Source organism: Candidatus Manganitrophus morganii, from assembly GCA_021651055.1.
In the GTDB taxonomy this organism is placed as follows: Bacteria; Nitrospirota; Nitrospiria; order SBBL01; family Manganitrophaceae; genus Manganitrophus; species Manganitrophus morganii.
Genome location: JAJHOH010000001.1, coordinates 2442358 through 2457462, shown reverse-complemented (window position 1 = coordinate 2457462; position 15105 = coordinate 2442358). Strand labels below are relative to the sequence as shown.

General features: G+C 55.5%; 10 protein-coding genes and 1 pseudogene. 3 read left to right on the top strand and 8 right to left on the bottom strand.

Annotated elements, in window-relative coordinates:
- Positions 1-15: 15 nt before the first annotated feature.
- From dnaJ to MCM46_11280, 8 genes are all read right to left on the bottom strand, one after another.
- Positions 16-1128 carry a molecular chaperone DnaJ gene (gene dnaJ, locus MCM46_11315; protein MCG3112393.1) on the bottom strand — a complete coding sequence of 371 codons (1113 nt, stop codon included), beginning with the start codon at positions 1126-1128 and terminating at the stop codon, positions 16-18.
- A 92-nt stretch (positions 1129-1220) separates the two neighbouring features.
- The gene (gene dnaK, locus MCM46_11310; protein MCG3112392.1) at positions 1221-3149 is read right to left on the bottom strand and encodes a molecular chaperone DnaK; all 1929 of its coding nucleotides are present in this window, start codon (positions 3147-3149) and stop codon (positions 1221-1223) included.
- A 153-nt stretch (positions 3150-3302) separates the two neighbouring features.
- On the bottom strand, positions 3303-3935 hold the full coding sequence (gene grpE / locus MCM46_11305) for a nucleotide exchange factor GrpE (GenBank protein ID MCG3112391.1): 633 nt from the start codon (positions 3933-3935) through the stop codon (positions 3303-3305).
- A 65-nt stretch (positions 3936-4000) separates the two neighbouring features.
- A complete protein-coding gene (gene hrcA, locus MCM46_11300) occupies positions 4001-5083 on the bottom strand; it encodes a heat-inducible transcriptional repressor HrcA (protein ID MCG3112390.1) in 1083 nt (360 codons plus the stop codon).
- Positions 5084-5258: 175 nt separating this feature from the next.
- On the bottom strand, positions 5259-6020 hold the full coding sequence (locus tag MCM46_11295; GenBank protein MCG3112389.1) for a type III pantothenate kinase: 762 nt from the start codon (positions 6018-6020) through the stop codon (positions 5259-5261).
- Positions 6021-6050: 30 nt separating this feature from the next.
- Positions 6051-6887 (bottom strand): biotin--[acetyl-CoA-carboxylase] ligase, encoded by an 837-nt coding sequence (locus MCM46_11290; GenBank protein MCG3112388.1) that lies wholly within the window; start codon positions 6885-6887, stop codon positions 6051-6053.
- Positions 6888-6895: 8 nt separating this feature from the next.
- Complete coding sequence (gene nadC, locus MCM46_11285; protein ID MCG3112387.1) at positions 6896-7753, bottom strand: carboxylating nicotinate-nucleotide diphosphorylase; 858 nt, start codon at positions 7751-7753, stop codon at positions 6896-6898.
- Positions 7753-10479: a valine--tRNA ligase gene (locus MCM46_11280; protein MCG3112386.1), complete on the bottom strand. Its 2727-nt coding sequence runs from the start codon at positions 10477-10479 to the stop codon at positions 7753-7755. Before MCM46_11280 ends, nadC begins: the two co-directional genes overlap by 1 nt.
- Positions 10480-10670: 191 nt before the next feature.
- On the opposite strand from MCM46_11280, the gene pyrE reads away from it, so the two are divergent.
- The 3 genes and pseudogenes from pyrE to MCM46_11265 all read left to right on the top strand — a co-directional run bounded on the left by pyrE (position 10671) and on the right by MCM46_11265 (position 15075).
- Positions 10671-11291: an orotate phosphoribosyltransferase gene (pyrE, locus tag MCM46_11275; protein ID MCG3112385.1), complete on the top strand. Its 621-nt coding sequence runs from the start codon at positions 10671-10673 to the stop codon at positions 11289-11291.
- Positions 11292-11534: 243 nt separating this feature from the next.
- Positions 11535-12047: a cephalosporin hydroxylase family protein gene (locus tag MCM46_11270; protein ID MCG3112384.1), complete on the top strand. Its 513-nt coding sequence runs from the start codon at positions 11535-11537 to the stop codon at positions 12045-12047.
- A 2473-nt stretch (positions 12048-14520) separates the two neighbouring features.
- Positions 14521-15075: pseudogene (locus MCM46_11265) on the top strand (DUF11 domain-containing protein).
- Positions 15076-15105 lie beyond the last annotated feature (30 nt).

Genomic DNA, 15105 nt, shown 5'->3' with positions numbered 1-15105 from the left:
GCTGATCACTTGTTTTTATTCGAAGAGGTTCTTCACTTTTTCGAAGAGTTTTCCCGAATCGGGCTCGATCGACTCTCCGCTGATTTTCGCGAATTCTTCCAGAAGCTCCCGCTGCTTCGCTGTGATTTTACTCGGAATCTCGACCTTGATCCGAACCAGCTCATCACCGATCCCGTATCCGCGGATATTCGCGAAACCCAGCCCTTTCAGACGGAAGATCTTTCCATCCGCCGTTCCGGGAGGAATCTTCACCGCCGTCGGCCCCTTCATCGTCGGGGCGTCGACCTTTCCGCCGAGGATCGCTTTGACGAAGCTGATCGGAACTTGACAGAGGATGTGATCGCCGTCCCTGGAAAACTGAGGATGCTCCTCCACGGTCAGGACCACGTAGAGATCGCCGGTCGGCCCGCCGTTGAGTCCCGGTTCCCCCTCGCCCATGACGCGCAGCCGCGAGCCGGTCTCGACCCCGGGAGGAATCTTGACGGAGATCGTCTTATCGCGCGCGATATACCGCTCCCCTTTACACTGCGGACAGCTCTCCGAGATGATTCGCCCCTCTCCCCGGCACTGGCTGCAGGTGCGGCTGACCGCAAACATTCCCTGCTGGAATCGAAGCTGCCCTGCGCCGCCGCAGGTCGGGCAGACCTTGGTGGCCCCTCCCTTGGCGCCCGTTCCCTTGCAGGCGCTGCAGGCTTCGGGACGGCGCAATCTGATCTTCGCCTCCTTCCCGAAATAGGCTTCTTCAAAGGTAATGGTCATGTTGTAGCGAAGATCGTTCCCCCGCTGCGCCCGCGTGCGGGCGCGCCCCCCGGCCGAAGCGCCGAAAAACTCTTCGAAGATGTCGCCGAAGATATCGGAGAAGCCCCCTTGATTGAAGTCAAAACCGCCCGCGCCGCCGCCGGCCGGTCCGGCGTGGCCGAAGAGGTCATAACTCTTCCTCTTTTCGGCGTCGGCCAAAACGCTGTAGGCCTCATTGACCACTTTGAATTGTTCCTCGGCCGCTTTATCACCCGGATTTCGATCAGGATGAAACTTAAGGGCCATCTTGCGATAGGCCTTCTTCAGCTCTTCCTCTGAAGCGGTCCGTTCGACACCGAGTACTTCGTAATAATCTTTTTTGCTGGCCACGGAACTCCCTAAGATCAATAGTGACATTAAAAACCAGCCGCCTGATCGGCTTTCGAGGACCGCCAGGCGGCTGGAGACTGACTCATACTTTACTACTTTTTATCCGTTTCTTCAAACTCGGCGTCGACCACGTTTTCATCTTTGGCCTGTTGTTGCCCACCGGCGGCCCCGCCGTCTCCGGTCGGTCCCGCCTGAGCCCCGGCCGCCGCGCCGGCGCCGGTCTTCTTATACATCTCTTCGGCCAATTTATGGGAGGCCTTGGAGAGCTCGGAAATGGCCGCCCGAATCTCTTCAATGTTATTCGACTCCATCGCCTTTCGTGTCTGTGAGATCTTCTCCAGAATCTGGTTTTTCTCTTCCGGAGAAATCCGATCGCCGAATTCGGTCACCGATTTTTCGGTGGCGTAGATTAGATTGTCGGCCTCATTGCGGACCTCGATCAGCTCTTTCTTTTTCTTATCTTCTTCCGCATGCGCCTGGGCGTCCTTCACGAGCTTGTCGATCTCTTCCTTATTGAGACCGCTGGATGCGGTGATTCGAATCGACTGCTCTTTTTGTGTCGCCATATCTTTCGCGGAAACATGGACGATGCCGTTGGCATCGATGTCGAAGGTGACCTCGACCTGAGGAATACCGCGCGGGGCCGGGGGAATACCGATCAGGTCGAATTGGCCGAGCAGCTTGTTATCGGTCGCCATCTCACGCTCTCCCTGGAAGACCCGGATCGTCACCGCCGTCTGGTTGTCCGACGCGGTGGAGAAGATCTGGCTCTTCTTCGACGGGATGGTCGTGTTCCGATCGATGATTCGGGTAAACACCCCGCCGAGGGTCTCAATTCCCAATGAGAGCGGCGTCACGTCAAGAAGAAGGACATCCTTCACCTCTCCCTTCAACACCGCCCCTTGGATGGCCGCTCCGATGGCAACCACCTCATCCGGATTGACCCCCTTATGCGGCTCTTTTCCGAAGAACTGCTTCACCACCTGCTGGACCTTCGGCATCCGAGTCATCCCGCCGACGAGGACCACTTCATGAATTTCCGCTGGCGTCAATCCGGCGTCGGCCAGCGCCCTTCGGCACGGCTCGATCGTTCTTTGAACGAGCGGATCGACCAGCTGCTCCAATTTCGACCGGGTCAATTTGATGACCAGATGCTTCGGACCCGTGGCGTCGGCGGTGATGAAGGGAAGATTGATCTCTGTTTCCATCGCAGAGGAAAGCTCGATCTTTGCTTTTTCCGCCGCTTCTTTCAACCGCTGAAGGGCCATGCGATCCTTTTTCAGATCGATCCCGTTCTCTTTCCGGAACTCCTCGATCATCCAGTCCATGATCGTCAGATCGAAGTCGTCGCCGCCGAGATACGTATCCCCGTTCGTCGACTTGACCTCGAAGACCCCGTCGCCGATCTCCAGGACGGAGACATCGAAGGTTCCCCCTCCCAGGTCATAGACGGAGATCCGCTCATCTTTCTTTTTATCCAATCCGTATGCCAGCGAGGCCGCCGTCGGCTCGTTGATGATCCGAAGGACATTCAAACCCGCGATCTGCCCGGCGTCTTTGGTCGCCTGCCGCTGGCTGTCATCGAAGTAAGCCGGGACGGTGATGACCGCCTCGGTCACCTTCTCGCCCAGAAACGCTTCCGCGTCGGCCCGTAATTTTTGCAAGATCATCGCCGAGACCTCGGGAGGGCTGTAGACCTTTCCCTGAATTTCAACGTGCGCATCCCCGTTGGGGGCCTTCACGATCTTGTAAGGAAGGCGCTTCATCGCCTCTTTTACTTCGGTCGAATCATATTTCCGTCCCATCAACCGCTTGATCGAGTAGATCGTATTGGTCGGGTTCGTGACCGCCTGCCTTCGGGCAAGCTGTCCTACCAACCGCTCTCCCTTATCGGTAATGGCGACGACGGAGGGGGTCGTCCGGCTTCCCTCTGCATTCGGGATCACCTCCGGCTCTCCGCCGGTCACCACCGACATGCAGGAGAACGTCGTCCCCAAATCAATTCCAATAACCTTTGCCATTGTCTCCTCCTTTAAGGATTCGCATGAATCCGCAACGCACGCCCCTGCTGTCTTTACGATACGATCGCTACCACCTACGCATGAGAAAGACGTGCCGATCTCACTATTCGCTTTTCCACCGGGTTTAGGCATTCCCCCGAGAGAACGCTTATTTTAGCCTATATTCCCTTCGCCGGCCCCCGCGCCATCCCCAGAGGGAGGGGCCTTCTTCTTTGCAATCATCACCAATGAAGGGCGGAGAACACGATCATTCAGATGATAACCTTTTTGAGTCTCTCCGATCACCTGGTTCTCTTTGGCATCGGAGCCCTCCTCCACCTCGATCTGCCCGATCGATTGATGGAGAGAAGGATCAAAGGGCTGATTTAAACTTTCGATCGGAACGACCCCGAACTTTCCCAGCGCCGAGAGGAGTTGCTTCCGAATCAGTTCGACCCCCTCCATCATCCGGTCAAAATCCCGCGTCTCCCTGGAATGGGCCAGCGCCCGCTCCAGATTATCGATGACCGGGAGGAGCTCTTTAATGAGCTTTTCATTGGCATATTTGAGCGCGTCCGATTGATCTCTCTGCGCTCTTTTTTTATAGTTTTCAAAATCGGCCAACGTCCGCATGAAGCGTTCTTGGGCCTGTCGCGCCTCTTCTTCCTTCTTTTCATAACCGGCACGAAGCGTCTCGATCACTTTTTCAGGCGACTCCGCCGGAGCATCTTCCGCGGTGGCCGGGCCTTTCGATTCTTCAAATCGTTCTTTTTCTTCACCTATTTTATTTTCATCCTGCTGGTTCAAGAGAACACCTCACTTCCCTGGCCCCCTCCGAGCATCAACAATAATAATATAATGAGAGGAAAGGCTCATTTTGTTTTTTCTCCCAGAGAAGATTCCTCTTCCATGGAAGATTCTTCTAATAGCCGACTGACCTTCTTGGCCGTCGAGTCGACCAGCGGAATAATTTTGGAGTACTCCATTCGGGTCGGGCCGAGGATCCCCACGGTCCCTAACACCTGATTCCCCCTTTTATAATGGGCCACCACCAAACTGCAATGGTGATCCCCCAGAAAGGGATTTTCGGAACCGATGTAGACCTGGACCCCTTCCGTTCCGATATACTTATCGAGGAGCTGAACGATCATCCTCTTTTCCTCGAACGCGCTGAGCAATCCTTTCATCACCCGGAAATCGGCAAAATCGGGATGGTCGATCATATGGGATGCGCCATCCATATAAAGCTCTGCGTCGATACCGCCCGAGCCGCCGTCCATGAAGGTTCGCCGCGTCAGCTCGAGGGCTTCCTGAAGAAGATGATCGTAGAGATCTTTCATTTTTTGAATTTGCGTTAATAATTTCTGGCGGATCTCCTGAAGGGTCAACCCCGAATAAAGGTGGTTGAGGGTGTCGGCGATTTTGTTGAGATCTTTCTGAGAGAGATCCTCCGGGACTTCAAAAAATTTATTCTGAACGAAACCGTCCTGAGAGATACAGACCGCCATCACCGAATTTTTTCTCAGCCGGACGAACTCCACCTGCTTGATCCGGGTGGATGAAAACTTGGGGGCGGTGACGATCGCGAGATATTGCGACGCATCCGAGAGGAGCTTGGAGGTATCCTGCAAGAGGGCCTGAATGGTCTCGCGCTGGATCAATTGCTCCGCCTGCCCAAGAATATCATCCTGCTCCTTCAATAATTCCGCATCTTGGAGAAGGTTATCTACGTAGAAACGATATCCCTTTTCCGTCGGAATCCGGCCGGCCGACGTGTGCGGCTGCATCAGGAATCCTTGCGTCTCCAAATCGGCCATGATATTTCGGATGGTGGCGGGACTCACTCCGATGTCAAAACTGCGGGTGATGGCCTGGGATCCGACCGGAAAAGCAGTTTTGATGTAGGAGAGGACAATCGCCTTTAAGACATATCTGCTGCGATCGTCAAGCGGCATCTTTACTCCTCAAACTCTATGATAAGTATATATTTTCTATCTTAGCACTCTCATAGATAGAGTGCCAGTACCCTACCAAATCATCCCCACACTGTCAAGCAAATTTCCCCCATTTCTCCCGGAAAACGCAGCTTGGACCGACCCATGGTTCAGGCTCAACTCAGTTGAAGGCGACTTAATTCAGATGATAAATAATCATGAGCCCTTCCAACGTCAAGGCGGGCCTCACCTTTTGGATAGTGCTGCATTCCGGCGCGATAAGATTGGAGAGTCCCCCCGTGGCCACCACAAGCGCTTCCGTTCCGATCTCCCGATGGATACGGCGGACGATTTCGTTTACCAGCCCGACATATCCGAAGATCATTCCGGATTGCATACTGCTGACCGTATCTCTTCCGATGATTCGCTTCGGCTTGATCAGCTCGACACGGGGGAGTTTTGCGGCGCGGGAGAAAAGGGCATCGGCCGAAATGATCAGTCCGGGGGCGATCGCCCCGCCCAAGTAGTCTCCCGTTTCCGAGACAACGCAAAACGTGGTCGCCGTTCCAAAATCGACAATGACGACGGGGCCGCCGTAGAAATGATAAGCGGCCGCGGCGTTCACAATCCGGTCGGCGCCGATCTCTTTCGGCTGGTCGTATTTGATCTGAAGACCGGTTTTCAGCGAATGGGTGACGACCATCGGATCGAGCGAGAAATACTTTCGGGTCATCTCCTGAAAGACCGGCGTCAAAGGGGGGACGACGCTCGAGAGAATCGCCCCCTTCACCTTCGAGAGGGGGATTTTTTGGGCAAGTAAAAGATCGATGAGCAGAATTCCATATTCATCGGCCGTCTTGTGAAGGTGGGTGGCGACCCGCCATTCTCCGACGAGCTTCTTTCGCTCGAAGATGCCAAACACCACATTGGTGTTTCCGATATCGATCACCAACAGCAGCGATTGTTTTCGTTCCGGTTTCATCTCGGCCTATGCAGGGGTGCTTCGTCCATGTGCGGAGGGGTCTTTTACTTCTCGAAGATGGGTCACATCTCCGACCAAGATCCGCCGCTGGTTTCCATCTCCCATCCGGATCAGCAGCGCCCCATCCTCTTGAAGATCCTCCGCCCAACCTTCAAACTCCTGGCGGGCGGTCTGGACGCGGACACGTCTCCCCAAGGTTTGGCAGTGTTGTCTGACGGCCTGGATCAGGAGGGCTTTGTCGTCCACAAGCCGGTATTGTTCCACCAACTGATTGAACAGTTCAATTAAAAGATCGGCCCGATCGACCGGCTGGCCTAGGGCAATCCGGAGGGAGGTGGCGCTCTTCTGGAGCTCCGGCGGAAAGTCGGTTAAGCCGATATTGACGTTCACCCCGACGCCTACCACCAAGGAGGGCGATTGGTCCCCCCTGACTTCGGACTCCAACAAAATGCCCGCCAACTTTTTATCTTCCAGGACAACATCGTTCGGCCATTTGATCTGAACGGCCAATCCGGTGGTCCGCTGAATCGCCTCAATGAGGGCGACCGAGGTCGCCAGCGAGTAGAGGGGAAAGTCGCGCGCCGGTTGATACGGACGGAGTAAGAGTGAGAAGTAAAGATTCATCCCTTCCGGCGAAAACCACTCCCGGCCGAGCCGCCCCTTTCCCTTCTCCTGAGCCTCGGCCAGGATCACGATTCCGCCCGGAAGACCCTGCGACGCCATCTCAAGGGCAATTCGATTGGTCGAATCGACCCGATCAAACAACATAATTTCCCGTACCCACTCGCGAACCTTGGTGTGGCTGCGGCAGTGCTTTTCAATTCTTTCCAAATCCAGCGCCACGTCTTCTCCTATTTCTTTTCCGAATGGGGTTTCATTTCAAAGCTGATATCGACCGCAGGCGCCGAATGGGTCAACGCTCCCACCGAGATCATATCGACGCCGCACCCGGCAATCGCCGCCACGTTCTCCAGCCGAACGCCGCCGGAGACCTCGATCTTCACACCGGAAGCGCTTTTTCGGATCAACTCGACCGATTGTTTTATTTCAGTGAGCGACATGTTATCGAGGAGGATGATCTCGGCGCCGATTTGGAGCGCCTCTTTCACCTCCGCCAGGGTCGTCGTCTCCACCTCGATTTTGAAAGGATGGGAGAGCGATGCATGCGCCTCCTTCAAAGCATTCGCAACCCCGCCCGCCAGGGCGATGTGGTTGTCCTTGATCAAAACCATATCCCCCAAGTGGAACCGATGGTTCCATCCGCCGCCGAGCCGGACCGCCTCTTTCTCCAGCATTCGAAGTCCCGGGGTGGTCTTCCGTGTATCAACGATCTTCGCCCCGGTGCCGGCTACCTGATCGACAAACCGCCGGGTCTGGGTGGCGACGCCCGAAAGACGCTGAAGAAAATTCAGCGCGGTTCGCTCCCCCTTGAGAAGAAGCCGTCCGTCACCGTAGACCGATCCGATTGAATCGCCCGGTTTGGCCTTCTGCCCGGCAGCGATGTGGGCCTCAATCCGAATCGTTGGATCGAGGAGTTCGAAGACCGTCTGAACAACATCGAGCCCGGCGACGACGAGATCTCCTTTGGCGATGATTTCGCCGACCGCTGGAACCGGACGGTGAAAGAGCGCTTCAGTCGTTCGATCGCCATAAGAAAGATCTTCGGCCAGGGCACGCTCGACCAGTTTTTTTAAAAGAAACGGCTCCATTATTCCGACCCTGAGATCATTTCGCGGAACCGGCGGAGATCCTCATTTAACTTCGCTCTCTTTGCTTGCAAATCTGCCCGCTGCGTTTCCAGCTTGGCGATGACCTCTTTTGGCGCCTTGGTCATGATATTCTGGTCCTGAAATTTTCGTTCCACAGGCTCGAGCTCTTTGTCGAGCTTCGCCATTGCCTTTTCCAGACGATCGATCTCCTTCCGCAGGCGGGCTTCATCGACTGGAATGTAAACCTTCGCCATATCCGTCAACACCGTGGCCGCCTGCTTGGGCAAGGGCATGTCGATCCCAATGGTTGGCTCGGAAAGACGCGCCAACCGTTGGATATAGGGGAGATGATTTCGGAAGAGATCACGCGCCCGTTCATTGTTCGCGCTAATATTGACCGCCAGTTCTTCTGACGGAGGAATGTTCATCTCTCCGCGAAGATTCCGAATCCTTACGACCGTCTCGATGACGATCTCTTGGACAATCTCCTCGATCACCGGATTCACCTTCGTCGAATCAGACGTTGGGTAAGGGGCAACAGCCAAGCTCTTCGCTTGGCGGGGAAAGTGGACCGCCAGCTCCTCGGTGATAAACGGCATCAATGGATGAAGCAGCTGCAACAGCGCACTGAAAGTCTCGCTGAGGGTATGGGCCGTGGCCCGCTTCTCGGCCTCGCTTCCTCCCTGAAGATCGACCTTGGCCAGTTCCAGGTACCAATCGCAGAACTCATGCCAAATGAATTGATAAAGCGCCTGCGCCGCCTCATCGAACCGGTAACGCTCCAGCGAATCGTTGATCGATCCGATGGCCCGATGAAGCCGGCTGGTAATCCAATGGTCGGCAGGAGATCGCTCCGCAAGCCCGGGCGCCGGCCCGGTCACCCCTCCTTCAGGGAGATTCATCAGGATAAATCGCGCGGCGTTCCAGAGCTTATTGGCGAAGTTCCGGTAGCCTTCGATCCGCTCCTCGGCGAGCTTCACATCCCGACCCGGCGAAGCCATCGCCGCCAGGGTAAACCGAAGGGCATCGGTCCCGAACCGGTCCATGATCTCGAGCGGGTCGATGACGTTTCCCTTCGATTTGCTCATCTTCTGCCCCTCGGCATCGCGGACGAGGGGGTGGATGTAGACATCCCGGAAGGGAACCTCTTTCATGAAATGAAGCCCCATCATCGCCATTCGGGCCACCCAGAAAAAGAGGATATCAAAGCTGGTGACCAGCGTCGAAGTCGGATAGAAACTCTTCAATAACTGTTCCGCCTCTTTCCGTTTCCGGGGGTCGGGCTGGTCCTCCGGCGGCCAGCCGAGGGTGGAGAAGGGCCAGAGCGCCGAGGAGAACCAGGTGTCGAGGACGTCGGGGTCTTGCCGCAGCTCGGTCGATCCGCAGCGGGGACATTTCTCCGGCGGGGTCAGGGCAACGATCGGTTCTTTATCAGCCTCTTTCAGACAGTACCAAGCCGGAATCTGATGCCCCCACCAGATCTGCCGCGAGATGCACCAGTCCTGAATATTCTCCATCCAGCCGAAATAGTTCGGCTCCCAGCTTTCGGGAATCAGCCGGATCTTCTTTTGACGGACCGCGTCGATCGCCGGGGCCGCGAGCGAGTTCTTCGGATCATTGATCCGGACGTACCACTGCGTCGAGACAAACGGCTCCACCACCGTTTTGCAGCGGTAACATCGCCCGACGGCATGGGTATGTTCTTCGATCCCGTGAAGGAGCCCCTCTTTTTCGAGATCCTGGACAACCTGATTTCGAGCCTCGGAAATCGTCATCCCTGCGTATCGGCCGGTCCGAGAGGTCTTTGCCAGATGTGCATCCTGAGTCAGAATATTCTCGAAAGGGAGCTGATGGCGCCTTCCGATCGCCTCGTCGTTGAAATCGTGGGCCGGGGTCACCTTGACCGCCCCGGTCCCGAAGGTCCGGTCGACCACCGAATCGGCAATAACCGGGATCTCGGCCCCGGTCAGGGGAAGACGGACCTTTTTCCCGATCAGTTTTTGATACCGTTCATCCTCAGGGTGAACGGCGACCGCCGTATCTCCGAGCATCGTCTCCGGCCGGGTGGTGGCGACCGTGACTTTCTGATCGGGATGATCGGCCAGCGGGTAGTCGATCCGGTAGAGCTTGCCGCGGGTCTCTTCATGCTCCACTTCGATATCGGAGAGCGCCGTCTGGCAGCGCGGGCACCAGTTGATCAGACGCTCGGCCCGATAGATCAGCCCTTCTTGATGGAGCCGGACAAACACTTCCCGGACGGCGGCGGAGAGTCCCGGGTCCAAGGTAAACCGTTCGCGCTCCCAGTCGCATGACGCCCCCAGGCGCTTGAGCTGGCGCAGGATCGTCCCGCCGGAGTGCTCCTTCCACTGCCAGACCCGTTTGATAAAATCCTCCCGTCCGAGCTGATGTCGGTCGAGCCCCTCTTTCGCGAGCTGACGCTCGACGACATTCTGCGTGGCGATCCCGGCGTGATCCATGCCGGGAACCCAGAGCACATTAAAGCCGCGCATCCGCTTCCAACGGGCCAATATATCTTGGAGTGTATTGTTGAGGGCATGCCCCACATGGAGGGAACCGGTCACGTTCGGCGGGGGGATCACCATCGAGAAAGAGGGGCGGTCCGACTCGGGCTCGGCATGGAAAAGCCGCTCCTTTTCCCAGAAGGCGACCCACTTTTCTTCGACCCGCTTGGGGTCGTACACTTTTTCCAAAATTTCTTGTGACATGGTCGATCCCAGCAAACAAGATTTGAGTCGGTTATATTAACATGGGCCGCCGGAGGTTGTAAACGGTTTACCGGTTTGTAGGGGCGACCCGGCGGGTCGCCCCGGACAGGCAGGGAAAACCAGGACGAGTGCAGGGCGAGGAAGCGCCTCGCCCCTACGTCGGTTCAAATGACGGCCACGATATCATGGAAATGCTTGACTACCGATTGGAAATCGGGTATGCAATAAGTATGTTTCTCTCCCGCTCCGACCGCGACAAGCTCCTCGAACTCCTCTTCCAACGGGCCTTCCGCTACAGCGAGGTACCTACCTTCAAGCTCACCTCCGGGAAGATGAGCTCCTTCTATATCGACTGCAAAAAGGTTTCGCTCGATCCCGAAGGGGCCTTCCTCATCGGAGAGCAGATCTTCGATCGGATTAAAAGTCTTCCGGTCGAAGGGGTCGGCGGAATGACCCTGGGGGCCGATCCGATCGCCACCGCCGTCTCCCTGATCAGCTTCCTCAAAAACAAGCCGATCCCCGCCTTCATCGTCCGAAAAGAACCGAAGGGACATGGCAGCGAGCAGCAGGTGGAAGGGGCCCTCCAGCCCAATGCCAAGCTCGTGGTCGTCGAAGATGTCGTCACCACCGGAGGCTCCACGGTTCGAACGATCGAGGCGCTCCGGAAAGAAAGCTACTCGGTTTTGAAAGTAATTGCCCTGATCGATCGAAAGGAAGGGGGAGCAGAGCGGATCGCCGCAGATGGAATCGGATTCGAATCGCTCTATACCATCGACGACTTCATGCGCCTCATCCGATTTCAAAAGAAATAATCCCCCGCCTCTTTTTTTCAAAGAGCACCCTCTGAAACCTTCATTAGGATCTCCACAGGAAAAAATTTTCACTTTTTTGAAGAATTCTGCAAATGGATAAAGGCCTCTTCACTCCATTCTCCCCAAAATAGCCATTTATTTCTTGCTGCGCATGGAGTTGCTCCATCCGTTCAAGGCATGTGAGTTGCATTACGTTCAAAAACGACCAACTTGGTATTTTTAACAAGATTTGCGGAGGGATGGATGCAGGTCAACGAAGCGACAATCGGCTATAACGGGGTTAAAACGAAAAGTCCGTGGGATTGGCTGATCACCGAGGTCTTTTTAGAGACAAAACCGAAGTGGGTGATCCAAATCGGAACCAAAGATAAGTACTCCGTCCTTTATTCCGCTTCCATTCTTAAAAAGATCGACAGCGATCTCTCCGTCATCACCGTCGTCAAAGACGCGAAAAACCTGCCGCAGAAAAGCAATGTTCGTTACATCGAAGGGAACCTGCTCGATTCGTCCGTGCTCGATTCGATTAAAAAAATGATCCACCCCAGGGACAAGGTCATGGTTATTTTAGAAGACGGCCTTCGGCAGCATCCGATCGTTGAAATTCAGACATATGCCCCATTGGTCACGGAAGGCTGTTATTTGATCCTCGGAGAGGAAGTCGCCGCATTCGCCGGAAAACACATGGAATTTGAGCCGGATTGGACCCCGACGAAGCCTCAGGTCTACTTAAGGAAACCCTTTTCCCGAGTATTCTAATTTTTAGAATAGAACAATGGGTCCCCTCCAGGGATTGAACCGCGACCCCGCGTCCCGCCTTTTGCCTTTTTGATGCCGCGCTCAATTATCCCTAAAGTAGATAATGATTGATATCTCTTTTCACTTCCTCTAGAATAAAGCTCCCTTATATCCGTTACGCCGTCACCCGCGCAAGAGGCGCATTCAAGATTTGGGCGAAAGGAACCGCCCGGGCGTTTTCGTATCGATATCGTCTAGCCCGGGAGCCTTTCTAATGATTCACAAGAACCTTCGCTATACTTTTCTGTCCCTCTTCCTTTCCCTCATATTATCCCCACTTACATTCACCGAAAAGGCGGAAGCGGCCGCGCAGATCACCACCAACGCCAATGACGAAGGGTGGAGCCTTCGGAACAGCGCCACCAGTCAAGGAAAAGTCCTCTGGTATGACCAGACGAACACGGTCTTTTTCCACGATGGAACCAGCACTGATCCGGTTCAAGACACCACAGCGGCGGCCGGGTCTATTGACAACGTCGTTTTCACACTGGGTAGTGGCGCCTCTGCCGACGAGGTGATCGGAGCTTGGCGAAGGGGAACGGATGACGTGTGGGTGTGGGTCAACGGCGGGACTCCCGTAAAGGTGAGCGCGACAAATCCAATCAACGCTAACGCAATGAATCCGGAAGCGGTCTCTGTTTCGGATGGTTGTGTTTTCATCCGGTTCCGGGTTCCTCTCACGGTTGGCGAGGCGAACCATGTCTTTAAAATCGATCCTCAGACTGGTGCTGCGATCAACCTGACTGGAAATGCTTCCGTCCCCGGCGCGGCCCGTGTTTCGTCGAGCGATTGCCAAGCTGCGTGGGTGTTTGACGATGGGGCAGGGACATATCATCTCCAGTTTTACAATGAGACGAATATCATCACTGTCGATACTGCCGATGAAAACAGTTTGAGTTCTAACCTTCGCGGGTTCCATCTTCAACATGGCCGCTTGGTCTATGAGAAGGTTGTTAATGGAATCAGACAGATCCTCCTCTATGACAGCACGGCCGAGAACCCCGCGCCCGTTCAACTGACAACCGACACGGACGCCTCTTTCGGGAACTTCTCCCCGCGGACCGACGGGCGACACATCGCTTGGCTGCATGGCAACGCCAACGGGACCGATGTCCATATTATTTTCAACGGCGGGGTTCAATTGACCGACACGACTAACCGGCCGACCGATTTAGGCATCACGACGGAACATCCTTTTCAACTTCATCGGGGGCAGCTTTTCTGGACCGACCTGGGCGGCTCGTTTCGTTACCACGATGGAAGCGGCATCGCAACAATCGATCCGACCCCTTCGACATCGGTGGTCACCCAGTTGGGAAGCCCTTGCTGTCTTCCTTGGTTGGCGGATGGATTCGTCCATTGGATCGGGCTCAGCAATGACGGCGACGCCGACAGTGAGGTCTTTCGCTTCACCGGAACCGCTCCGGCCGACGCGCAGCAGCTGGTTCCTCCGCTTCTGGTCACCCTGGCGCCGGGCGCAAACCAAATCACAATCAACTGGGACCAAATCCTCGGCGCCGATTCTTATAATCTCTACATTTCCGAGCAATCGGGCCTGACGAAAGAAAACTTTGCAACACTAAGGGGGGGAAGAAAGCGGAGCGGCGTGACCGGTCCGTATACATTAACCGGCTTAACGCCGAACCGAACCTATCATTTTGTCATCACGGCGGTAGACGGCGGTACTGAAGGGCCAGGCTCCCGTGAGGTCGCGACGGCATTAATAAACTGGGCATCCGTCGGAGGGTTGTCGGGAACCAGTCTCTTCGCAGTCGCGGCAGATGAAACAACCGAGGGAACCGCCTATGCGGCAGGGGGATCAAACGTCTATAAAACGACCGACGGCGGAAACAACTGGACGGCGCTTGCCGGCGGGATCAACGGGAAAGATGTCAGAGCACTTGCTGTAGACGGGGACAACGTATACGCATCAAGCCGAGACAATTTTGTCAGCTCGACGCCGGCAAAGATATCGAAGAGCACCAATGGCGGCACCTCTTGGACAGAAGTCCTTCCCAACGGGGGAAGCCCGGGTTCCGATAAGTCACTCGCAATTGATCCCAATAATCCCAACACTCTTTATGCGGGTAACTTTGAGATTCCCACTCTTTATGACGGCGGGACCGATTCTTTGGTAATTAAATCAACCAATGGCGGAGCCAATTGGGATCACCTGCCGAACTCAACAGTTCAGGGAGCGGAACTTGGTGCGAATGCTATCGTGTTCGACTCCGCCGGGGTTGTTTATGTGGGAGGATCGGGAACACCGAACGTTGCCAAGAGCAACAATGGAGGCATAACCTGGACCGACATTCGCATCCCAGGCACTAGCATGTTTGTCTACTCCCTTGCGGTTCATCCGACAAACACATCGATTCTCTATGCCGGAACCAGCCAGGGAATGCATAAGAGTGCCGATGGCGGCACCTCATGGATGAAGAAGAATACGGGCCTTCCTGAGTTGCCCCCAGCCGTTCGCGCGCTTCTGATCGATCCCGCCGATCCGAAATACATCCACGCCGGAACATCCGAAGGGTATTATTATACGCTCGACGGGGGGGAGACTTGGACCGCGGGAAACAACGGATCGCTGACAAGTTCCGAGACGGTCTACGGATTGGCCCTCACCCCTTCGCGCAATTTGATTGCCGCAACCAGCAATGGACTCTTTCTTCTCGATCTCTCGGCGGAGCCGACAACGACAGTCGTGTCGGACCTTGCACTATCGTCTACCGTCACACCCAACTCTGTTTCAACCGGAGAGAACCTGGCCTATCAGATCACCGTGACCAACCAAGGACCCGAAGCGGCGACCAGCGTGGTGGTTACGATGACCCTCACCGCCGGAACGAGTTTGGTATCGGCAGAGCCGCAGGGAGCGTGTCAGGGGACCGATACCGTGACCTGTAATTTAGGCGTGATTGACAACGGGGCCAACATAGTCGTCACCATCGTTGTAGCGCCGAGCGTCGCCGGCGATTTGAATCAACAAGCCCAGGTCTCGACCGGCTCCACCGAT